This is a genomic window from Stenotrophomonas sp. STEN147 (assembly GCF_056757995.1).
On sequence record NZ_JBRRCG010000012.1, the window covers coordinates 21,937 to 42,423 of the forward strand.

Consider the following 20,487-nt stretch of genomic DNA (forward strand, 5'->3'; position numbering starts at 1 on the left):
GGCCGTCCACCCTACTCCTGTCGCGCTCGCCCGGCATGTGCCGGACGTGGCCTCTGGACCTTCACGGGCGGCCGGCTCAGACCGTGCCGCGGGTCTTGCCGATCCAGGGCCGATAGAACTCGCGGATGGCGGCCATGTCGGCCACGTCATCGCCGGTGGGATGGAACAGCGGACCGACGCCGATGACCTTCTCCGGATAATGGAAATAGGCGGTCAGGATCGGCACGTCGGCCATCCGCGCGATCTTCAGGAATCCGGCCTTCCATTCCTTGACCGCCTTGCGGGTGCCTTCCGGGGTGATCGCGAACCACATCCTGTCGTTGTTGCGGATCAGGTCCACGGCCTGGCCGACGGTTCCCTGCGGCGAGCTGCGGTCCAGCGGGATCACGCCCAGCCGGTGCAGCAGCGGGCCCAGCGGCCACCAGAACAGCGACGCCTTGCCCAGCACCTTGACCTTCATGCCCAGTGCGATCTTGGCCGCCATGCCCCAGAACCCGTCCCAGTTGGACGAATGCGGGGCGATGATGAAGACCAGCTTCGGGATGTCCGGCAGGGTGCCGACCACCTTCCAGCCGCCCATGCGCAGGGTGCAGCGCGCCAGCCAGCGCAGGAACGGGTTGGATCTGACCTGCGGCATGTTCGGCGGGATGGCCGGCAGCAACGGAGTCGGGTTGTTCAAGCAATCACTCCCAGTCACGTGAGGAGCGCCCGCGCTTGATCTGCGCGCGCCCGCGTTTGGCGTCCAGACGACGCAGTTTCGACCCGAGGGTCGGCTTGGTGGCCTTGCGCGGTTTGGGCACGCTCAACCCGGCCTGGATGAAGGCCGCCAGCCGCTCGCGCGCATCCTCGCGATTGCGATCCTGGGTCCGGAAGCGTTGCGCGTCGATGACCAGCACGCCTTCGCCGGTCATCCGCCGGTCACGCCGCGCCAGCAGGCGCGCGCGCAACGGTTCGGGCAACGAGGGCGAGTTGGCCACGTCGAAACGCAGTTCCACCGCGGTGGACACCTTGTTGACGTTCTGGCCACCGGCACCACTGGCACGCACGAAACGCTCGACGATCTCGCCGTCGGGGATCTCAAGCTGCGCGCTGATGGTGACCGGTCCACTGCCCATCCGCGCATTGTAACGGCAGCCACGTGGCGGAGTGCGGCATCGCGCGCCGTATGCCGCCGATCAGGCACCGAACACGCCGCCTTCGCCTTGCCAGCGGGTATGCTGGCCGTCCCATGTACCGCAGGAAGCTTCGCATGATCCGCTCCGCATCCACCCTGCCCGCCCTGCTGCGCCGTGCTGCCCTTCTGCTGGCGCTGGCCGTGGCCAGCGCCCCGGTCCTGGCCGCCGCGCCGACCGACGGCGACATCAACCGCCTGCTGTCGGCCTCCCGCGCGCAGAGCATGATCGACACCATGCTGCCGCAGATCGAGGCGATGCAGCAGCAGCAGTTCCAGCAGGTCGCGTCGCAGCGCCAGCTCAACGCCCAGCAGCAGGAACAGCTCAAGCGCATCCAGGCACGGACCAGCCAGACCCTGCGCCAGGCCCTGTCATGGCAGCAGCTGCGGCCGATGTACGTGGATCTCTACAAGAAGACCTTCAGCAAGGAAGACGTGCTGGCGATGGCCGAGTTCTACGAGAGCCCGGCGGGGCAGAGTCTGCTCGACAAGACCCCGGCGCTGATGCAGAACGTGATGGTGGCCATCCAGTCGCGCATGCAGCCGCTGTTCGCCGACCTGCAGAAGGATCTGGAAGCGATCGTCAACGAGCCCGAAAAGAAGTGAGGCGGTAGCGCCGGGCCATGCCCGGCGAGTGCCACGCGCGGCCGCTGCGTGGCGGAAGGCGCCGGGCCATGCCCGGCGCTGCCTTCACTCCACCCGCCAGCCGAACAGGTCCAGTGCCTTCTGGAATTCCCGGTCCAGCGGCGCCCGCACATCCACCGTGCCGCCCTCGGGATGCGGAAAACGCAGGCGCTCGGCGTGCAGCAGCATGCGGTGCACCCCCTGCATGCGGAAGATGCGGTTGTGGCGGCCGTCGCCGTGGCTGGTATCGCCGATCATGTGGTGCGAAAGATGCTTGAGATGCCGGCGGATCTGCCGGAACCGTCCCGTCTGCGGCTGGCAGCGCAGCAGCGCATAGCGCGAACGGGCGAACTCGCCGACCGGCACCGGCAGCTCGCCGGTAGCCAGGCACTGGAAGTCGGTGATGGCAGGCTTCTTGACAGGTTTCCCGGGGCCGCCGTCGAGGTCGTGGTCGACCCGCCAAGACGCCTCGGCCGGCCAGCCGCGGCAGATGGTCAGGTAGTCCTTGGCCACCTCGCCGCCCATCAGGGCCTTGCCCAGCGCACTGGCGGTGTCACGGTCGAAGGCCAGCAGCAGGCAGCCACTGGTGGCACGATCCAGCCGATGCACCAGAAAGATCGGGCGCCCGAGCTGCTCACGCAGGCGATCGGCCAGGAAATCATCTTCGCCACGGGCCAGCTTGCTGTCATGGACCATCAGCCCGGCCGGCTTGTCGACCACCGCCAGGCGTTCATCCAGGTGCAGGAGCCGAAGGGGGGCGGTGTCGGTCTCGACCGCGGCGAGGGTATCGGGTTCGGTGCTCACCGCGCGATTATACGGGCGGCCTGTATGGGGTCAGATCCCTTTTCCTGCGGAAAAGGGATCTGACCCCGGGTTTGTGCCGCGAGGCAGTCAGGCGTTGCGCACAGCCAGCAGTTCGCCGTTGCCCACCGGCACCAGGCTGACGCTGACATCAGGATCGGCCACCAGTGCTGCACGCAGCGGCTCCATCTGTTCGGCGTGGGAGATCGCGTTGTCCACCACCAGCAGGCCACCGGGCCGCAGCACGCGGCGCAGGTGCGGCCACCAGCCAGCGTACTGCTCGCGATCCGAATCGAGGAACAGCAGGTCGATGCTGGCATCGGCCGCCTGCGCCAGCCACGCCCCGGCGTCAGCGTGCATCAGGGTGATATGCGCCTGCAGGCCGCTGCGGGCGAAGGTCGCGCCGGCCAGGGCCACCTTGTCGGCAGCGTACTCCAGCGTGGTCACATGGCCGTCGATGGCAGCGGCAGCCTCGGCCAGCCACAGGGTGGAATAGCCGTTGGAGGTGCCGATCTCCAGCACGCGCCGCGCCTGTCCGAAACGTACCAGCAGCGACAGCAGCGCACCGGTATCCGGCGTGATGTTGAGCATGCGCCGGGCCCGCTCGCTTTCGCGCGCATCGTTGTCGGCGCCAAAGCGCGCCAGTTCGTCCTTGAGCGCCTGCAGCACGGCGGCTACTTCCACCACGCCCGGGCCAATGCGGCCACACCCACCGCGCCCGACAGCCAGCTCCACATCGGCAGGTCGCCCCAGTACCAGCCGGGCGGCTGCAGCACGTACATCAAGGCGGCAATGGCAAGCAGGCCGACGCCGGTGATGGCACCGACCGCATGCTTCTGCAGGCGCTGCACGCTGGCATCGAGCGATACCAGATCGCGCGAGCGCATCGCCAGCTCGTGACGTCCCTCCACCTGCTGGGTCAGCCAGGCATGCACCAGGCGGGGCATGTCCGGTGCGTGGGTCATGATTTCCGGCAGGCGCTTGCCGAGCTCGCGCATCACCCTGCGCGGGCTGTAGCGCTCGCGCAGGATCTTCGCCAGTACCGGCTTGGCCACCGCCCAGATATCGATCTGCGGGTCGAGCTGGCGACCGACGCCTTCGATGTTCAACAGGGTCTTCTGCAGCAGGATCAGCTGCGGCTGCAGCGTCAGCTGGTAGCGCTGCGCCACGCGGAACAGCTTCATCAGCACTTCCGCCAGCGAGATCTGCGACAGCGGGCGGGTGAAGTACGGCTCGCACACCGAGCGCACCGCCGCCTCCAGGTCGTCGATGCGCACATGGTCCGGCATCCAGCGCGCCTGCACGTGCAGCTCGGCGATGCGGCGGTAGTCGCGGTTGAAGATGGCCATGAAGTTCTCGGCCAGGTAGTACTGATCTTCCTGCGACAGCTGGCCCATGATGCCGAAGTCCAGCGCAATGAAGCGTGGATCGCTGCGGCGTGCCGGGTCGGGGTCGACCCAGATGTTGCCGGCATGCGCATCGGCGTGGAAGAAGTTGTCGCGGAACACCTGGGTGTAGAACACCCGCACGCCCTTGGCGGCCAGCGCCTTGCGATCGATCCCGGCGGCGTCCAGTGCCACGATGTCATCGGAGGGAATGCCCCACACGCGCTCCAGGGTCAGCGCGCGCTCGGCCGTGTGGCTCCAGATCACTTCCGGCACGTACAGGTCGTCGGAGTTCTCCCAGAAGCGGCGCAGGACGCTGGCGTTGGCGCCTTCGCGCTGCAGGTCCAGCTCGGCGGCCAGGGTGTTCTCCACTTCCGCCACGACTTCGCGCGGGCGGATCTTGTCGGCACGCGGGTGGGTGCGCTCGACCAGCGTGGCCAGTGAATTGAGCAGGGCGATATCGGCGTCGATCTGCTTCTCGATGCCCGGGCGCAGCACCTTGACCACTACCTGGCGGCCATCGGCCAGCGTGGCCGCATGGACCTGCGCGATCGAGGCCGACGCCAGCGGTTCGGTATCGAAGCTGGCAAAGGCTTCGCTGACCGGCAGGCCCAGCGCGTCCTCGACGATGCGGCGCGCGGTGTCGCCGTCGAACGGCTTGACCCGGTCCTGCAGCAGGGTCAGTTCGTTGGCCACGTCCGGCGGCACCAGGTCGCGACGGGTCGACAGGATCTGCCCGAACTTGACGAAGATCGGACCCAGGTCCTGCAGCGCCAGGCGCAGGCGTGCGCCACGCGATTGCGCGGCGATGTCGGCAGAGGCCCGCGGAACGAAGGGTTTGGCCAGGCGCAGCCAGCGTTCGGCCGGCGTGTCCTGCAGCAGGTCATCCAGGCGGTAGCGCAGGATCACCCGGCCGATGCGGCTGGCCCGCAGCACCGCCTTCATGCCGCACCCCGCAGGCGCTGCACGCGTGCACCCAGGCGCTCGACATCATCGCGCAGCACATCCACATCGTCGTGGAACGCGTCCAGCTCGGCGCGCGGCACCACGTCGCGCGATTCCTCGGTAATGAATTCGGCTGCACTGTGCGCCAGATCGATCACGCCCTGGCGGGCGTGCTGCAGCGCGCCGCGCAGTGTGTTGGCCACCTGTACGCCCAGCACCTCGCCGAACACGCTGACGAAGGGCTGCTGCCAGTCCGGGTCGAAGCCCTTGGCCAGCTGCTGCAGGCGGCGCGCCAGCTCGGCATCGCCGGCCACGCGCACGCGTCCCTTGCCGGTGCTGTCGGCGCGCCGGGCATTGGCCAGCAGCGGCAGCTGGGCCAGCACCCCCGACAGGCTGCTGCGTACGGCCAGATCGGCTTCCTGCGCATCCACCGGCCCCACCCGCAGCTGGTCACCGTCAACGCTGATGCGCATGGCCAGCGCAGGAGCCTCCAGGGTCAGATCGATATGCCGGCCATCCAGACCGGCCAGCGCGTGGCGGGTATCCGGATCCAGCGCCAGGGCGCGGTTCAGGGCGATCTGCAGGGCACGGCCGGCGACCGGCTTGAGGGACTTGAGCAGGGAAAGAGCCATGGCCCCATTCTACCTTCGTGGGTGCCGGGCTTGGGCCGGGCAGCGCGGATGGGTGCGGGTTCATCCCCGCCTCACCTGCCGGGCCAAGGAAGGTCCATGCTGTGGGGCCACGCAACGTCCAGGACATCGCATTGCCCATGAGCAGGACCCGGGTCGGCATCATTTTCGGTGGTACGTCCTCCGAGCACGAAGTCTCGCTGCAGTCGGCGAAGAACATCCTCGACGCACTCGACCACGAGCGCTTCGAGCCGGTGCTGATCGGCATCGACAAGCAGGGCCGATGGCACCTGAGCCAGCCCGGGAGCTTCCTGCTCAACGCCGATGATCCGGCGCGCATCGCGCTGCACCGGTCCGGCGTCGCGCTGTCGGTGCACCCGGGCGCCGGACAGGCGCAGCTGCAGCCCGCCGATCCGGCTGCCGTGCTCGGCCAGATCGACGTTGTCCTGCCGATCGTGCATGGTCCGCTGGGTGAGGATGGCGCGCTGCAGGGCCTGCTGCGCATGGCCAACCTGCCCTTCGTCGGTTCACCGGTGCTGGGCTCGGCCGTGGCCATGGACAAGGACGTGACCAAGCGCCTGCTGCGCGATGCCGGCCTGCAGGTGGCGCCCTGGCAGTGCATCCGTCGCCACCAGGCTGCGAACATCAATGTCGACGGCATCATCGCCCAGCTCGGCCTGCCGCTGTTCGTGAAGCCGGCCAACCAGGGTTCGTCGGTGGGGGTGAGCAAGGTCAAGGACGCTGCCGGCTTCGCGGCCGCGCTGGAACGGGCGCTGCGCTACGACCACAAGGTTCTGGTGGAAGCGGCCGTGGCCGGCCGCGAGATCGAATGTGCGGTGCTCGGCAACGAGCAGCCGCAGGCCAGCGTGTGTGGCGAAGTGGTCGTGCACGACGAGTTCTATGCCTACGACACCAAATACCTCAACGAGAACGGCGCCGACGTCGTGGTCCCGGCCGACATCGATGATGCCACCCAGCAGCGGATCAGGCAGATCGCCCTGCAGGCGTATCAGACGCTGGAGTGCGCGGGCATGGCCAGAGTGGATGTGTTCCTGACCGGCGATGGCCGCGTCGTCATCAACGAGGTCAACACGCTGCCGGGCTTCACCCGCATCAGCATGTATCCGAAGCTGTGGGGCGCCAGTGGCGTGGATTACACCACGCTGATCACACGCCTGATTGAACTGGCCCTGGAACGGCACGAAGCCGATCACAGGCTGCTGTAGGCCAGGCACTACCCGGTACTACAGGAAACAACCGCTTCCGCCGGAGCAGTGCCGGCCATCGACCAGCACTGCTCCGGGGCTCACTAGCCGCGCTTGCGGAACATCGAGATCACCGCCAGGACCAGGAACACCACGAACAGGATCCAGGCAATGTTGCTGGCCGCGCCGGCGATGCCGGAGAAACCGAGCACGGCGGCGATGATGGCGATGACGAAGAAAATGACGGCGTAATGCAGCATGGCGCTCCTCGCAGATATTCGGCCGTGGGTGGCGTGGGGTCCATCCTCCCGGTCCGGCGGTGTGCAACCGGTGATGGCCGGTTCTGCGCGCGATGAAGTCTTCAGCGCCGTGAGGCTGCCGTCATGACGACGCGGCCTTCAGCCGACGCAGCCCTTCCTCGATGCTGACCTGCGGCACATAGCCGAAATCACGGCGCGCCGGCTCCATGCTGTACCAGTGCGGCGTGCACAGCTGCTCGGCGAGGAAACGCGTCAACGGCGGCTCGCCGCGCAACCGCAGCAGCGGCCACAGGCGCTCGCAGATCGCACCGATCCGGTAGGCGGTCCTGAAGCTGATTGCCTTCTCCACAGGGGGGGCGCCCACGGCCTGCAGCAACGTGTTGACCAGCTCGCGCATCGGCAGTGGCTCGCCATTGGAGATGAAGTAGGCCTTGCCGGCGCAGGCCGCCGCCGGGCCCAGCGCCTCGAATGCCAGGAAGTGCGCCAGCGCGGCGTTGTCGATGTAGGTGGTGTCGACCTTGTTGCTGCCATCACCGACCAGCCGCAGCCGGCCCTGCCGTGCGCGCTCGGCCAGGCGCGGCACCAGCTGCTGGTCGCCCGGCCCCCAGATCAGGCGCGGGCGCAGCGCCACCGTGGCCAGCGTCGCGTCGTTGGCGGCGAGCACCCGTTGTTCGGCGATCGCCTTGGTCGCCGCATACGGCGCCTGGAAATCCTCGCCGTAAGGCACCTCGTCCGCGCCCAGTCCTTCCACCGGGTGGGTGGCACGATGGGTCACGCTCGGTGTGGAGGTATAGACCAGCCTGCCGATGCCATGCGCACGGCAGGCAGCGATGACATTGTCGGTGCCGACCACATTGGCCTGGTGGTAGCTGTCGTAACTTCCCCAGGCACCGGCCTTGGCTCCGTTGTGGAACACCGCATCGACACCGGCCACCGCATGCAGCACGGCCTGCGGGTCCGCCAGGTCGCCACGGATCTGGCCCACTCCCAGCGCCTGCAGCGCCGGGTAGTGGCTGCGGTTGAACGCCAGCACCTGGTGGCCGCGCTCGACCAGCCCGCGGCACAACGCCTGGCCCAGAAAACCACCACCACCGGTGACCAGGATCTTCATGCGCGCTTCTCCAGTTCGGCGCTGGCCCAGACGGCGAGCTTCTCGCGGCCGATCTTGGCGTTGTGACGGATATCGACGGGAAACGCCGGATGCACCAGGAAGTGCTGCAGCCCGGCCTCGGGCAGGCGTGCGCCGGCAAGGGCGCGCAGCGCTTCATGCAGCGCCGGGCTGTCGGACTGTCCACGCTGTAGTTCCACGCACAGGACCGGCACCTGCGCGCCCACAGGACCCACGCCGACCAGCGCGGTGCGTGCCACGCCCTGTACCGTGTTGAACACCGGCTCGACCTGCTCGGTGTAGAGCGGGCCGTGCGGGGTTTCCACGCGCTGGGTCTTGCGTCCACAGAACCACAGACGGCCCTGCGCGTCGAAATAGCCCACATCGCCCATGCGATGCACGATGCGGGTACTGCCATCGGCCAGCGTCTCGGCGATCTTCGCCGCAGCGGTGGCCTGCGGACGATTGAAATAGCTGTCGGTGGCGGTGGGGCCGGCCACGGTGATCTCGCCCACCTCGCCGGTGGCCAGCACGCGCACCTGCGACCAGTCGGCCAGCGGTGCATCGTCGATGGCGATGATGCGCACTTCGTTCGGGGCCACCACGTTGCCCACGCAGGTACCCGCACCGCCCTCGGTGGCCGCACGGGTGCGCTCCAGTTCATGGCCTTCCACCACCGCCACCGGCAGGCATTCGGTGGCGCCGTACGGCGTCCAGAACTGGGCACCGGCCGGCAGCAGGCCACGGATGGTGGCCACCACATCCGGCGGAACCGGGGCACCGGCCGAGGTCACCCGGGTCACCGACGGCAGCGGCCGGCCATGGCGGGCCAGGACCCGCATCAGGGCAGGCGAGCCGAACAGCTGGGTCACGCCGAAGCGTTGGATCGCATCATGCAGGCGTGCCGGATCGGCCTGCGCGGGCCGCGTGGGGTCCATGTCCGGGATCACCGAGGTCAACCCCAATGCGGGATCGAACAGCGCGAAGGGCGGGAACGTCGGCAGGTCCACCCCGCCGGCCTCCATGCCGAAGGCGCTGCCCAGCAGCTCGATCTGGCCGAGGAAATGGCGATGGCGGTAGACCACGCCCTTGGGCACGCCCGTGGAGCCGCTGGTGAACAGGATCGCGGCCATGTCCTCGCCGTCGGTGGCCGCCAGCATCGGCCCGGCCTGCGCACCCGCGCGCTCCAGCGCGGCCAGGGTGGTCCCGCCCCAGGCCAGCCGCCGTCCCACCGTGACCAGGCGGGTCGCCGACGGCGCCCAGCGCAGCGCCAACCGTGCCACGTGGGCCAGCGGGATGCCGATGAAGGCCTCCGGCTGGGCTTCGTCCAGGCACTGCTTCAGCGCACGCCGGTCGATGCCGGGATCGACCAGCACCGGCACCGCACCCAGCTTGAACAGGGCGAACATCAGCAGGAAGAACTCCGGCGAGGGCCGCACCATCACCACCGTGCGCACGCCGCGCCCGATCCCGTAGCCGGCCAGGCCCGCGGCCATGGCGTCGCTGCGGGCATCCAGCTGCCGATAGTCCAGGGTCACATCGTAGGCCGCCATGCCGTTGCCCGCGCCGCGGCGGCCGGGGCAGCGGATGGCGATCTGGTCGGGGCGTTCACGGGCCAGTTCAGGCAACCGCGCAGCAATGTTGCAGGGTCGGTTCATCCGTTCATTGTCGCCGCTTACGGAATTTCTTGCGCGGCGGCTCACTTCGTGGAAAATCCGCAGCCTCGTTCCCGATTCCGACTGCCGCCCGAGGCGGCTTGCCCATGCAACACCCCTGCATGACCTGCGGCGCCTGCTGCACCCAGTACCGCGTGGCCTTCCACTGGATGGAATCGGACGAGGTCACCCCGGGCGGCGTGCCCCACCAGCTGACCGAAGTGCTCGACCCGCATCGCCTGTGCATGCGCGGCACCCACTCCAAACCGGTGCGCTGCGTGGCACTGGATGCGCAGATCGGCGTGTATTCGCGCTGCACGATCCACCCCAACCGGCCCAGCGTGTGCCGCGAAGTGGATGCCTCATGGGAGTACGGCAAGGCCAGCCCGCAGTGCGACAAGGCCCGCATCGCCTACGGCCTGGACCCGCTGACGCTGGCCGACTGGCGCTGGCGCGACGAGGCGGACAACGACGACGATCATCCGGACGACAACGGCAGCAGCCCGTCGTCTCCGCCGCAGGCGCCGATCGCGGCGTGACGGTCAGGGTCGGGCCCGTTTCCGGCACGGAAGGGCTCTGACCCCCTGTACGACAACGCCGGGCATGGCCCGGCGCTACCGAAGGGATCCGATCAGATCGGGTTCGCGTCCAGGAAGGCGCGGATCTCCGGCACCAGCACCTCGTGCTTGTCTTCCAGCACGTAATGGCCCGCGTCCTTGAAGGCATGCACCTGGGCCTGCGGCAGCGCCGCCTGGAAGCCCTGCAGGAAATGGTGGTCGAACACGAAGTCGCGCAGGCCCCAGCCTATGAAGGCCGGGCGATCGGCAAACGACGGCAGCGCCTTGCCCGCGCGCTCCAGCAGCGACCACGCCTTGTCGGCCGGGCCCAGCGGAATGTCCTGCATGAAGCGGATGGTGCTGATGCGGTTGGCGTAGCTGTTGTACGGCGATACATACGCGCGGCGCACGTCTGCGGGCATCTTCCGCTCCACGCCCAGCCACGATGCGCCGGCGGAGAAGGCATTGAAGGTGCGGATGATCCACTCGCCGATCTTCCAGTGCCGTCCGAGCGCGATCTGCCATGGCATCTTCTTCGCTGCCGGCATCGGGAACGCGGCGGTGTTGAGCACCACCAGCCGCTTGACCTGCGCAGGGTGCGACAGCGCCCAGCCGAAGCCGATCATGCCGCCCCAGTCGTGCACGGCCAGGGTCACCGGTCCGGTGATGCCCAGGTGCCTGAGCAGCGCATCCAGGTCATCCACGCGCGATTGCAGCGTGTACGCATAGCCACGGTCATCGGGCTTGTCCGACAGGCCCATGCCGATGTGGTCGGGCACGATGCAGCGGTACTTGTCCGACAGGCCGGCCACCAGCGTGCGCCAGTAATAGCTCCACGACGGATTGCCATGCACCATCACCACCACCTCACCGTCGCGCGGGCCCTCGTCGAGATAGTTCATCGACAGGCCGGGGCGGACCTCGAAGCGCTGGGGATGGGCGGGGTAACCGGGAAGCTTGGACATCGGGTCGCACCTGTAAAAAGGGCCGGTAGTACCGGCCCCAGGATTCAACGCAGGGGTCTGTTTACCAGACCACTTCGGCCATCGAGCAGTTCAGGCCCGAGCCGATGCCCAGAAGCGCGATGCGATCACCCTTCTTCAGCTTGCCCAGCTGCTTGAGCTTGCTCAGCACGATCGGTACCGACGCCGGGCCGATGTTGCCGTGCTCGCCGAAGATGGTCATGACCTTCTTCGGGTCGATGCCGAAGTTCTTGATGAATGCTGCGGTGTGCGGCTGGCTGACCTGGTGGATGACGAACTGGTCCAGTTCTTCCACCGCCCAGCCCAGCGCGATCTTGGCCGCAGTGAACGTCTTCTGCGCCAGCTTGATGCCTTCGATCAGCAGCAGGCGGGTGTCGGTCACCATGCGGTCCAGGTTGCCCAGGCACAGCTGGTTCCATTCGGTCGCCGAACGGGTGACGCCGCCCTTGTAGCGCGGGGCATCCGGCACCAGTTCCGAGCGCGCCATCACCATGGCGGCAGCGCCCGAACCGGTGGTCAGCGCCGCCAGTTCGTTGCGGAAATCGTCGGCGGTGACGTCCGGCGCGGTCATGCGCTCCAGCGTCTTCTCGTACACCAGGTTGGCGGTTTCGCCATCCACCACCAGCGCATAGTCGATGTCACCGCGCTCGATCATGCGCGCCGCGATGTCCATGCCGTTGATGAAGGCCAGGCAGGCATTTGCGACATCGAAGGTCATGCATTCGTCGCTGACACCCAGATTGCCCGAGACGATGGAGGCCGTGGACGGCTCCAGGTAGTCGCGGCTGACCGAGGTATTGACCAGCAGGCCGACCTGGGTGGCTTCGATGCCGGCATCTTCCAGTGCCTTGCGACCGGCCATGGTGGCCGCGTCCGAGGCCAGCACGCCGTTGTCCCACAGGCGGCGGGCGTGGATGCCGGCAATATCGCCGAGCACGTCGGTGCGGATGCCCAACCGGTCCAGCGTCGGCTGCAGGCGTTCGTTGATTTCCTTCGTCGTCAGCGTATGAGGCGCATCAACGTGTGCCAGGCCGGCGATCGAGACATTCTTGAAGAGCATCGAGGTTAGCGCCAAGGCTCAGGCAAAAGGGGGCGCTATTCTATAACCCCCCGGGCCTTCACCGCATCTTTACGAATTCCGGCTTGCCCGTATGGTGAAGGATTCAGCGCGGCGGGCACTGGAAGGCGGCAAAGCGCTGGCTGCCATCGGCCGGCGGTGCGGCGGCCTGGACGGCATTGGCGCCGGCGCTGGGGGCCTCGTTGCGGGCCAGCGTTTCCAGTTCTTCCTGCACGCGCAGCGGGTTGCGGTTGTAGAAGCCGACCTTGCTCTTCACGGTGACCACCACCTCGCCCTTGGTGATGCAGCCGGTCGGCGCCGGGCCGGCCGGCAGCACGCGGACGGTCTTCCCGGCCGGTTCGATCGGCACCCAGGTACAGGCGGTGACGGTGAGCAGCAGGGAGGAAAGCAGCAGAACGCGCATGGGCAGATCCTGGAAGGGTATGAGGGGGATTCTGCCTGAACCGCCTGAATCGAGGGTAGCCGGGAGGCCCGGCGCTACCCGGGGAAGCCTGCCCGCGTTGGCGGGCAGGCCTGTCCCTTACTTCTTGACCGGCTTGCCTTCGGCATCCAGCACGGTCACCTCGCCCAGGTTCAGCGCGCGCACGGCCGCCTCGGTCTGCTTGAGGTCGCCCACCACGACCCAGGTCAGCGCCTGCGGCTTGATCTCGGCCGCAGCCTGCTGCACCTGGGCCGGCGTCATCGCCTCGATCTCGGCCTTGCGACGCAGCACATAGTCATCCGGCCGCTTGAACTGCACGATGCTGCTGATGGTCGCGGCGACCGCACTGGCGGTCTCATAGGCGCCCGGCAGGCTCAGCGTCTGGATGTTGCGGATGCGGTTGACCTCGGCAGCGGTGGCCGGCTTGCTGCCCGTGCTGAACTCGACGATTTCCTTCTGCATCTCGGCCAGCGCCGGGCCGGTCTTGTCGATCTGCACGGGGGCACTGGCCGCCCACGGCCGCTGTCCGACCGAGTTCGGCGCACTGCTGCGCGCACCATAGGACCAGTGCTTGTCCTCGCGCAGGTTCATGTTCAGCCGCGAGGTGAAGTCACCGCCGATCACACCGTTGGCGATATCGAAGCGGGTCGAGCTGGCGTCACTGGACGGTGGCACCACCTGGCCGGCGAACAGGTTTGCCTGCACCGCACCCGGCTGATCGATCAGGAACACGCGCGGGCGCTTCGGCAGCGCCACATCGGTGGCCGCCTTCACCTGCGGCGCGGTACCCGTGGCCTTCCAGTCGCCCAGCTGCTTGTCCAGCAGGGGCACGATCTCGGCCAGCGTGGTATCGCCAACCACGATCAGGGTGCCGTCCTGCGGGCGCAGCCAGTCGCGGTGGAAGTCGACCAGATCCTCGCGGGTGAGGCTGCTGATGGCCGCTTCATCACCGCTGCCGGTGAACGGAATGGCGTACGGATGGCCTTTGCCGTACAGCAGCGGCGGCAGCACGCGCATGGCCACCGCGTTCGGGTTGACCTTCTCCTGCTGGATGCCGGCGATCCAGGTGGCCTTGACCCGGTCGATCTCGGCCTGTTCGAAGCGCGGCTCGCGCAGCAGATCGCGGTACAGGGCCAGCGATGGCACCAGGTTCTCCTTCAGTGCCGACAGGTCCACGGTCACCGAATCCAGGCCGGCACCGGCGTCCAGGCTTGCACCCAGCGCATCGGCGGCATCGGCGAAGGCCAGCGAGCCGAGCTTGCCGGCGCCTTCGGTCATCAGGTTCATGGTGAAGTTGGCGGTGCCCGGCTTGCGGCCCTGGTCGGCGGTGAAGCCACCCGGGAACTGGTAGCTGAACTGCACCACCGGAATCTCGTGGCGCTCGGCCAGCACCACCTGGGTGCCGTTCTTCAGCGTGGCGCGCTGCAGGGCGGGGAACTTCAGCTGCGGGAATTCACGGGTCTGCGGCACGCCGGCCTTGCGGTCCACCTGCTCCGGCAGGGTGCCGTACTTCGGGTCCACCGCCGGCACGTTGAACGGCTTCGGCGCCTGTGAGGGATCTTCCTTCAGCGCCACGCGCTCGCCCGGTTCGACCACCAGCGTGTGGCTGCCGACGTCCAGCCACTGTGCGCCCAGGCGCTTCAGGTCGGCCGCGGTCGCCTTGTCGATGTTGGCCAGCGACGTGCGGAAGCAGCCCGGGTCGCCGGTGTAGACCGCGCATTCGGCCAGTGCGTCGGCCTTGCCACCGAAACCACCGATGCGCTCGATGCCGCGGATGAACGCTGCGCGCGAGCCGGTCTTGGCACGCGCCAGCTCGTCGGCCGTGGGGCCCTCCTTGATCAACCGGTCCAGTTCTTCGTCGATGATCTTCTCGACCTTGGCCGGATCCTGGCCCTGCTTCACCGTGGCCATGACGATGAAGTTGGAACCCAGCTGCGAGGCGTAGGCGCCGGCGCTGATGTTGTCCACCAGCTTGTCCTGGTGCTGCAGTCGCTGGCTCAGGCGCGAGGACTTGGCGCCGCCGAGCACATAGGCCAGCAGCTGCAGCTGGTCGACGTCGGTGGTGCCGACCTGCGGCACGTTCCAGGCGCGGTAGATGCGCGACTGCGGCACCTTGTCGGTCATCGTCTCGCGGGTGTCGGCCGGGCGCTTGGCCACGTCGACCTTCGGCTGCGCCATGCTCGGACCGGCCGGGATGCTGCCGAAGTAACGGGCCACCTTCTCCTTGGCGGTGGCCACGTCGATATCGCCCGCCAGCACCAGCACCGCGTTGTTCGGGCCATACCAGGTGCGGAACCAGGTCTTGACGTCATCCAGCGAGGCCGCGTTGAGGTCGTTCATCGAGCCGATCACGCTGTGGTGATACGGGTGGCCGGCCGGGTACATCGCACGGTTGAGCTTCTCCCAGGCCTGGCCGTAGGGCTGGTTCTCGCCCTGGCGCTTCTCGTTCTGCACCACGCCACGCTGCTCGTCCAGCGCCGCCTGGTCGATCGCACCGAGCAGATGGCCCATGCGGTCCGACTCCATCCACAACGCCATGTCCAGCGCGGTGGTCGGCACGTTCTCGAAGTAATTGGTGCGATCGGTATTGGTGGTGCCGTTCTGGCCGGTGGCACCCACCTGCTTGAACGGTTCGAAATACTCGCCGTCGTGGTTTTCGCTGCTCTGGAACATCAGGTGTTCGAACAGGTGGGCGAAACCGGTGCGGCCCGCAGGCTCGTCCTTGCTGCCGACGTGATACCAGACGTTGACCGCCACGATCGGCGCCTTGCGGTCGGTATGCACGATCACGCGCAGCCCGTTGGGCAGGGTGAACTGCTCGAACGGAATATCGACCTTGGCCGGCGTGACCGTCTTGGCCGCCAGTGCAGGAGTGGGCGCGAGCGTGCCCAGGGCAGTGCTGAGGGCAACAGCGAGCAGTGCAGCACGCGGGCGCAGGGCGAGAGACATTTCCGGATCCTTGGTCACGTTGGTGAAGCCCGATCCTAGCGTGCCCATCCGGTGCCCGGAATCCGCCAGCAGTCACTGGGGGTGTTTGCCCTCGCAGCCGTTCAGGGCCTTGTCGGCGGCCCCCGACAGCAGTCACGTCTCCCCCGCCCCTGCGTCCGGACAGTGTCCGCGCCCCCTCGGATGGACAGGTGTCCGCCCCGCGGACACTTTCCGACGGGATAAAAACCGTTTCAAATCAATGATTAAAAGTTGGCACGGGGTTTGCTTGGTACTTCCTGCGCCAAGAAGGGCTTCAGACGAAAGCTGACTGAAGACTGAACAAATGCAAGAAATCGAAAATTTCCCTTGCATCCCCCGAATTGGTGTTCTACCTTACTACCACACCACCGCTCAACAACACTAAACAGGCCCCGTCATGAACGCCAAGACCATTGCCATCGCCATCGCCCTGATCGCCGGCACCGCGGTTGTTTCGTCGGTGCAGGCCTCCGAATCCATCAAGACCCTGGACACCGTGCAGGTTCGTCCTGCCGCCGACCAGCTGGCCCAGCAGGCCTGGGAACGCGCCAGCAGCATCCCGACCCTGGCCACCGTGGAAGTGCGGCCGAGCGCCGAGCAGCTGGCCGAACGCGACGGCTTCACCGCCGCCCCGGTCGCCGCCGCCCTGCCGATCACCACCCTGGCCGCGGTGGAAGTGCGCCCGAGCCTGGAACAGCGCGTTGCCCTGGCCGCCGAACTGGAAGCACAGCGCTACGCAGCCACCCTGGCCGCCGCCGCCACCAGCGTTGCCAACCAGGTGATCGTCAACCTGCCGACCCTGCAGGTGCGTCCGAGCGCGGCCGACCTGCAGGCCCTGGCCACCGAAACCGCCCAGGTCCTGCTGCGCCCGTAAGCGGTGCCCGCCCTGCCCTGGCAGGGCGTGCGCCGTACTGGCAGCCGTCGCAGGTACACTGCGCCGATGAATGCCGCACCCCAGTTCCACGTGATCCTGTTCCAACCGGAAATCCCGCCCAACACGGGCAATGTGATCCGGCTCTGCGCCAACACCGGCGCGCAGCTGCACCTGGTCGAGCCACTGGGCTTCGCACTGGAAGACAAGCAGCTCAAGCGCGCCGGCCTGGATTACCACGAGTACTCGCGCCTGCAGGTGCATCCGGATCTGGACACCGCGCTGGCGCGGATTGCACCGAAGCGGTTGTTCGCACTCAGTACCCGCGCCAGCGTGCGTTACGACAGCCTGGCCTTTGAAGAGGGCGACGCCTTCCTGTTCGGCCCGGAAAGCCGCGGCCTGCCGCAGGAGGTGCTCGATGCCTTGCCGGAGGGCCGGCGCCTGCGCCTGCCGATGCGGCCGGACAACCGCAGCCTCAATCTTTCCAACACCGTTGCCGTGGTGATGTATGAAGCCTGGCGGCAGCACGGGTTTGCCGGCGGCGCGTGAGAGGAAGCAGCCGAGCATGGGCTCGGCTCTACACGTGTGACCTGCTTATGGTGGGTGCGGACCTTGGTCCGCACCGATGCCCGGATGCACGCCGAAGGAATGTGCCGACCAAGGTTGGCACCCACCGGAACCCGCTGTCAGAACGCGTTGATGCCGGTCAGTTCGCGGCCGATCACCAACTGGTGCACGGTCTCGGTGCCTTCATAGGTGATCACCGATTCCAGGTTCAGCGCGTGCCGGATCGCCACGTGTTCGGTGGTGATGCCAGCCCCACCGAGCAGATCGCGACACTCGCGGGCGATGTCGATGGCCATGCGGCAGTTGTTCCACTTGGCCAGGCTGACCTGCTGCGGCTGCAGCTGGCCGGCTTCCTTCAGCCGGCCCAGTTGCAGGGCCAGCAACTGGGCGGTGGTGATGCGGCGGGCCATTTCCGCCAGCTTGATCTGCGCGCTCTGGGTGGCGGCCAGCGGGCGGCCGAACAGCACGCGCTCCTTGGCGTAGCCCAGCGCTTCATCCAGGCAGGCGATGGCCGCGCCGATCGGGCCCCAGCTGATCCCGTAACGCGCCTGGGTCAGGCACCCGAGCGGCCCCTTCAGGCCCTTCACGTTCGGCAGGCGGTGGCTGTCGGGCACGCGCACATCGTCGAAGAACAGCGCGCCGGTCAACGAGGCGCGCAGGCTCATCTTGTGCTTGATTTCCTGCGTGGTGAAACCGGCCATGCCCTTCTCCAGCACGAAGCCCTGGATGCCGTCCTCGGTCTGTGCCCAGACGATGGCCAGGTCGGCCACCGGGCCGCTGGTGATCCACATCTTGCTGCCGCTGATGCGCCAGTCGCTGCCGTCGCGTACCGCTCGGGTCTTCATGCTGGCCGGGTCGGACCCACCGTGCGCCTCGGTCAGGCCGAAGCAGCCGATCAGTTCGCCGCGTGCCATCGCCGGCAACCACTGCTGGCGCTGTTCCTCGCTGCCGTACGCGTAGATGGGATACATGCACAGCGAGCTCTGCACCGAAACGAAGCTGCGCAGGCCCGAATCGCCGCGCTCCAGCTCCTGGCAGATCAGGCCATAGCTGACCGCGCCGAGGCCACCGCCACCGTATTCGGCCGGCAGTGTCGCGCCCAGCAGGCCCAGCGATGCGATCTCCGGTACCAGTTCGGCCGGGAAGCGCGCCTGGTCGAAGGCATCGCCGATGATCGGCAGCACGCGCTCGTTGGTGAAACGGGCCACGCTGTCCTGTACTGCGCGCTCTTCCTCGCTGAGCAGGGAACGGACATCGAACAGGTCGTACGGATCCAGGGCCATGGCACTCACACGCAGTCGGGACCGGGCCATTGTCGGTCATCCGGGAAGCGCGTGCCGACCAGGGTCGGCACCCACCCGGCTGCGCGCGTGCGCTGCAGTGCAGCAATCACGATGTGAATACCGGCGATCTAGCTCGATCACGCCCGTCCCGGTACCCTGACACATTCAAACAACCGTTTCGCCGTGGCTGCACGCGCGATTTCCAGGCAACCGCCGGTGGCCCTGCTACCGGCACTACCCACGAGTCATGCAATCGATGAGCGCTGAAGCCAACGCCCTGCCCCCGCGTGAAGTAATGGAGTTCGACGTGGTGATCGTCGGTGCCGGCCCAGCCGGGCTGGCCACCGCGATCCGCCTGCGCCAGCGTGCGATCGAAGCCGGCCGCGAACTGTCGGTGTGCGTGCTGGAGAAGGGCTCCGAGCCCGGTGCACATGTTCTGTCCGGCGCGGTGATGGACCCGCGCGCCCTGACCGAACTGTTCCCGGACTGGGCCGAACGCGGCGCACCGCTGAAGCAGAAGGTCACCCGCGACGAATTCCTGTTCCTCAGCGAGACCGGGTCGCGCAGCACGCCCAATGCGCTGCTGCCGGAGTGCTTCCACAACGAAGGCAACTACATCATCAGCCTGGGCGAAGTGACCCGCTGGCTGGCGCAGCAGGCCGAGGCGCTGGAGGTTGCGATCTTCCCCGGCTTCGCCGCCGCCGAGGTGCTGTACGGCGACACCGGCGAAGTGATAGGCGTGGCCACCGGCGACATGGGCATCGAGAAGGACGGCAGCATCGGCCCGGCCTTCGAGCGCGGCATGGCGCTGCATGCGAAGTACACGATCTTCGCCGAAGGCGCGCGCGGCCACCTTGGCCGCCAGCTGATCGCCCGTTACAGGCTCGACGAAGGCAAGGACCCGCAGGCCTACGGTATCGGCATCAAGGAACTGTGGCAGATCGACCCGGCCAGGCATGAGCCGGGCCTGGTGGTGCACGCCGCCGGCTGGCCGCTGGACAGCGACACCTACGGCGGCGCGTTCCTGTACCACGCCGACGGTGGCAAGGTCGCCATCGGCTACGTGGTCGGCCTGGACTACAAGAACCCCTGGCTGAGCCCATTCGAGGAATTCCAGCGCTTCAAGACCCATCCGCAGATCCGCAAGCACCTGGAAGGCGGTACCCGCATCGGCTACGGCGCGCGCGCGATCACCGCGGGGGGCCTGCTGTCGCTGCCGAAGACGGTGTTCCCCGGTGGCGCGCTGGTCGGTTGCGAGGCCGGTTATCTCAACGCCAGCCGCATCAAGGGCAGCCACGCCGCGATCAAGACCGGCATGCTGTGCGCCGACGCCGCGTTCGACGCGCTGGCCGCCAACCGCCAGCACGATGAGCTGAGCGCCTATCCGAAGGCCTTCGAAGCCAGCTGGCTGTTCACCGAACTGCAGCAGGCCAAGAACTTCAAGCAGTGGTTCAAGAAGGGCCAGACCGTGGCCACGCTGATGACCGGTGTGGAGCAGTGGCTGCTGCCCAAGCTGGGCGTGCGCAACCCGCCGTGGACGCTGCACCGTACGCAGCCGGACCACGCCTGCCTGGAGCCGGCGGCCCAGCACACCCGCATCAGCTACCCGAAGCCGGACGGGGTGCTGACCTTCGACCGTCTCAGCTCGGTGTTCCTGAGCAGCACCAACCACGACGAGAACCAGCCCAGCCACCTGACCCTGAAGGACCCAAGCATTCCGGTGAAGGTGAACCTGGCCGAGTACGCCGGCCCGGAAGCGCGCTATTGCCCGGCCGGCGTGTACGAGTTCGTTGGCGAAGCCGACAACGCACGCCTGCAGATCAACGCGCAGAACTGCGTGCACTGCAAGACCTGCGACATCAAGGATCCCACCCAGAACATCGTCTGGGTGACCCCCCAGGGCGGCGGCGGCCCGAACTACTCGGGCATGTGACCGCAGCGGGCTGCGACCGCGTGTCGCAGCCCGGCCCGTGGCGG

20 protein-coding genes are annotated in these 20,487 nt (G+C 67.6%); 6 read left to right on the forward strand and 14 right to left on the reverse strand.

Translation table 11 applies throughout. The annotated features are described in order from the left end of the window. Positions 1-76 precede the first annotated feature (76 nt). Positions 77-679: a lysophospholipid acyltransferase family protein gene (locus ACVOKU_RS12755; RefSeq protein WP_053518437.1), complete on the reverse strand. Its 603-nt coding sequence runs from the start codon at positions 677-679 to the stop codon at positions 77-79. A 4-nt stretch (positions 680-683) separates the two neighbouring features. After that, positions 684-1,115 carry an alternative ribosome rescue aminoacyl-tRNA hydrolase ArfB gene (gene arfB, locus ACVOKU_RS12760; RefSeq protein ID WP_005420755.1) on the reverse strand — a complete coding sequence of 144 codons (432 nt, stop codon included), beginning with the start codon at positions 1,113-1,115 and terminating at the stop codon, positions 684-686. A 134-nt stretch (positions 1,116-1,249) separates the two neighbouring features. Between arfB and ACVOKU_RS12765 the strand changes: the two genes are divergently transcribed. After that, positions 1,250-1,777, forward strand: a complete 528-nt coding sequence (locus tag ACVOKU_RS12765) for a DUF2059 domain-containing protein (protein ID WP_065174175.1) — start codon at positions 1,250-1,252, stop codon at positions 1,775-1,777. Between the two features lie 84 nt (positions 1,778-1,861). Here the strand turns inward: ACVOKU_RS12765 and ACVOKU_RS12770 are convergent, their stop codons facing one another. The 4 genes from ACVOKU_RS12770 to ACVOKU_RS12785 form a co-directional block, all read right to left on the reverse strand. Then, entirely contained in the window at positions 1,862-2,599 is a 738-nt protein-coding gene (locus tag ACVOKU_RS12770) for a pseudouridine synthase (protein ID WP_053518434.1), read from the reverse strand. A gap of 87 nt (positions 2,600-2,686) precedes the next feature. Beyond that, positions 2,687-3,265: an O-methyltransferase gene (locus ACVOKU_RS12775; protein ID WP_481560142.1), complete on the reverse strand. Its 579-nt coding sequence runs from the start codon at positions 3,263-3,265 to the stop codon at positions 2,687-2,689. A gap of 5 nt (positions 3,266-3,270) precedes the next feature. Then, positions 3,271-4,926: a ubiquinone biosynthesis regulatory protein kinase UbiB gene (gene ubiB / locus ACVOKU_RS12780; protein WP_065182047.1), complete on the reverse strand. Its 1,656-nt coding sequence runs from the start codon at positions 4,924-4,926 to the stop codon at positions 3,271-3,273. Further along, positions 4,923-5,558, reverse strand: a complete 636-nt coding sequence (locus ACVOKU_RS12785) for a ubiquinone biosynthesis accessory factor UbiJ (RefSeq protein ID WP_053518430.1) — start codon at positions 5,556-5,558, stop codon at positions 4,923-4,925. Before ACVOKU_RS12785 ends, ubiB begins: the two co-directional genes overlap by 4 nt. Before the next feature lie 137 nt (positions 5,559-5,695). On the opposite strand from ACVOKU_RS12785, the gene ddlA reads away from it, so the two are divergent. Next, a complete protein-coding gene (gene ddlA, locus ACVOKU_RS12790; protein WP_481560096.1) occupies positions 5,696-6,781 on the forward strand; it encodes a D-alanine--D-alanine ligase in 1,086 nt (361 codons plus the stop codon). A gap of 83 nt (positions 6,782-6,864) precedes the next feature. On the opposite strand, the gene ACVOKU_RS12795 is transcribed toward ddlA, so the two are convergent. The 3 genes from ACVOKU_RS12795 to oleC all read right to left on the reverse strand — a co-directional run bounded on the left by ACVOKU_RS12795 (position 6,865) and on the right by oleC (position 9,786). After that, the gene (locus tag ACVOKU_RS12795) at positions 6,865-7,020 is read right to left on the reverse strand and encodes a DUF1328 domain-containing protein (protein ID WP_004153593.1); all 156 of its coding nucleotides are present in this window, start codon (positions 7,018-7,020) and stop codon (positions 6,865-6,867) included. Between the two features lie 121 nt (positions 7,021-7,141). Continuing rightward, positions 7,142-8,131 carry a 2-alkyl-3-oxoalkanoate reductase gene (oleD, locus tag ACVOKU_RS12800; protein ID WP_074902286.1) on the reverse strand — a complete coding sequence of 330 codons (990 nt, stop codon included), beginning with the start codon at positions 8,129-8,131 and terminating at the stop codon, positions 7,142-7,144. Next, positions 8,128-9,786 (reverse strand): olefin beta-lactone synthetase, encoded by a 1,659-nt coding sequence (gene oleC / locus ACVOKU_RS12805; RefSeq protein ID WP_481560097.1) that lies wholly within the window; start codon positions 9,784-9,786, stop codon positions 8,128-8,130. Before oleC ends, oleD begins: the two co-directional genes overlap by 4 nt. 104 nt (positions 9,787-9,890) lie before the next feature. Here oleC and ACVOKU_RS12810 point away from each other — a divergent pair, with 104 nt between their 5' ends. Then, positions 9,891-10,322 (forward strand): YkgJ family cysteine cluster protein, encoded by a 432-nt coding sequence (locus tag ACVOKU_RS12810; RefSeq protein WP_053518425.1) that lies wholly within the window; start codon positions 9,891-9,893, stop codon positions 10,320-10,322. 92 nt (positions 10,323-10,414) lie between these two features. Here the strand turns inward: ACVOKU_RS12810 and ACVOKU_RS12815 are convergent, their stop codons facing one another. The 4 genes from ACVOKU_RS12815 to ACVOKU_RS12830 all read right to left on the reverse strand — a co-directional run bounded on the left by ACVOKU_RS12815 (position 10,415) and on the right by ACVOKU_RS12830 (position 15,771). Then, entirely contained in the window at positions 10,415-11,305 is an 891-nt protein-coding gene (locus ACVOKU_RS12815; protein WP_481560098.1) for an alpha/beta fold hydrolase, read from the reverse strand. Between the two features lie 61 nt (positions 11,306-11,366). Next, entirely contained in the window at positions 11,367-12,383 is a 1,017-nt protein-coding gene (locus ACVOKU_RS12820) for a 3-oxoacyl-ACP synthase III (protein WP_008264841.1), read from the reverse strand. A 103-nt stretch (positions 12,384-12,486) separates the two neighbouring features. Beyond that, entirely contained in the window at positions 12,487-12,804 is a 318-nt protein-coding gene (locus ACVOKU_RS12825; protein ID WP_053518422.1) for a DUF4156 domain-containing protein, read from the reverse strand. Between the two features lie 117 nt (positions 12,805-12,921). Continuing rightward, on the reverse strand, positions 12,922-15,771 hold the full coding sequence (locus tag ACVOKU_RS12830) for a M16 family metallopeptidase (RefSeq protein ID WP_481560099.1): 2,850 nt from the start codon (positions 15,769-15,771) through the stop codon (positions 12,922-12,924). A gap of 415 nt (positions 15,772-16,186) precedes the next feature. On the opposite strand from ACVOKU_RS12830, the gene ACVOKU_RS12835 reads away from it, so the two are divergent. Together ACVOKU_RS12835 and ACVOKU_RS12840 are read left to right on the forward strand one after the other, a co-directional pair. Then, complete coding sequence (locus ACVOKU_RS12835; RefSeq protein WP_346480097.1) at positions 16,187-16,663, forward strand: XAC0231 family protein; 477 nt, start codon at positions 16,187-16,189, stop codon at positions 16,661-16,663. Positions 16,664-16,729: 66 nt separating this feature from the next. Further along, entirely contained in the window at positions 16,730-17,209 is a 480-nt protein-coding gene (locus ACVOKU_RS12840; protein WP_481560100.1) for a tRNA (cytidine(34)-2'-O)-methyltransferase, read from the forward strand. A 137-nt stretch (positions 17,210-17,346) separates the two neighbouring features. Here the strand turns inward: ACVOKU_RS12840 and ACVOKU_RS12845 are convergent, their stop codons facing one another. Then, positions 17,347-18,510, reverse strand: a complete 1,164-nt coding sequence (locus ACVOKU_RS12845) for an acyl-CoA dehydrogenase family protein (RefSeq protein WP_053518446.1) — start codon at positions 18,508-18,510, stop codon at positions 17,347-17,349. Positions 18,511-18,766: 256 nt separating this feature from the next. On the opposite strand from ACVOKU_RS12845, the gene ACVOKU_RS12850 reads away from it, so the two are divergent. Continuing rightward, positions 18,767-20,443, forward strand: coding sequence for an electron transfer flavoprotein-ubiquinone oxidoreductase (locus ACVOKU_RS12850; RefSeq protein WP_481560101.1), 1,677 nt, complete (start codon positions 18,767-18,769; stop codon positions 20,441-20,443). Positions 20,444-20,487 lie beyond the last annotated feature (44 nt).

What these genes read in the sequence shown, in the direction of transcription:
- ddlA (WP_481560096.1), top strand. Translation starts at nt 5,696, where the DNA reads ATGAGCAGGACCCGGGTCGGCATCATTTTCGGTGGTACGTCCTCCGAG.
- ACVOKU_RS12825 (WP_053518422.1), bottom strand. Translation starts at nt 12,804, where the DNA reads ATGCGCGTTCTGCTGCTTTCCTCCCTGCTGCTCACCGTCACCGCCTGT.
- ACVOKU_RS12810 (WP_053518425.1), top strand. Translation starts at nt 9,891, where the DNA reads ATGCAACACCCCTGCATGACCTGCGGCGCCTGCTGCACCCAGTACCGC.
- oleD (WP_074902286.1), bottom strand. Translation starts at nt 8,131, where the DNA reads ATGAAGATCCTGGTCACCGGTGGTGGTGGTTTTCTGGGCCAGGCGTTG.
- ACVOKU_RS12840 (WP_481560100.1), top strand. Translation starts at nt 16,730, where the DNA reads ATGAATGCCGCACCCCAGTTCCACGTGATCCTGTTCCAACCGGAAATC.
- ACVOKU_RS12835 (WP_346480097.1), top strand. Translation starts at nt 16,187, where the DNA reads ATGAACGCCAAGACCATTGCCATCGCCATCGCCCTGATCGCCGGCACC.
- oleC (WP_481560097.1), bottom strand. Translation starts at nt 9,786, where the DNA reads ATGAACCGACCCTGCAACATTGCTGCGCGGTTGCCTGAACTGGCCCGT.
- ubiB (WP_065182047.1), bottom strand. Translation starts at nt 4,926, where the DNA reads ATGAAGGCGGTGCTGCGGGCCAGCCGCATCGGCCGGGTGATCCTGCGC.
- ACVOKU_RS12850 (WP_481560101.1), top strand. Translation starts at nt 18,767, where the DNA reads ATGAGCGCTGAAGCCAACGCCCTGCCCCCGCGTGAAGTAATGGAGTTC.
- ACVOKU_RS12765 (WP_065174175.1), top strand. Translation starts at nt 1,250, where the DNA reads ATGATCCGCTCCGCATCCACCCTGCCCGCCCTGCTGCGCCGTGCTGCC.
- ACVOKU_RS12845 (WP_053518446.1), bottom strand. Translation starts at nt 18,510, where the DNA reads ATGGCCCTGGATCCGTACGACCTGTTCGATGTCCGTTCCCTGCTCAGC.
- ACVOKU_RS12785 (WP_053518430.1), bottom strand. Translation starts at nt 5,558, where the DNA reads ATGGCTCTTTCCCTGCTCAAGTCCCTCAAGCCGGTCGCCGGCCGTGCC.
- ACVOKU_RS12830 (WP_481560099.1), bottom strand. Translation starts at nt 15,771, where the DNA reads ATGTCTCTCGCCCTGCGCCCGCGTGCTGCACTGCTCGCTGTTGCCCTC.
- ACVOKU_RS12820 (WP_008264841.1), bottom strand. Translation starts at nt 12,383, where the DNA reads ATGCTCTTCAAGAATGTCTCGATCGCCGGCCTGGCACACGTTGATGCG.
- arfB (WP_005420755.1), bottom strand. Translation starts at nt 1,115, where the DNA reads ATGGGCAGTGGACCGGTCACCATCAGCGCGCAGCTTGAGATCCCCGAC.
- ACVOKU_RS12815 (WP_481560098.1), bottom strand. Translation starts at nt 11,305, where the DNA reads ATGTCCAAGCTTCCCGGTTACCCCGCCCATCCCCAGCGCTTCGAGGTC.
- ACVOKU_RS12795 (WP_004153593.1), bottom strand. Translation starts at nt 7,020, where the DNA reads ATGCTGCATTACGCCGTCATTTTCTTCGTCATCGCCATCATCGCCGCC.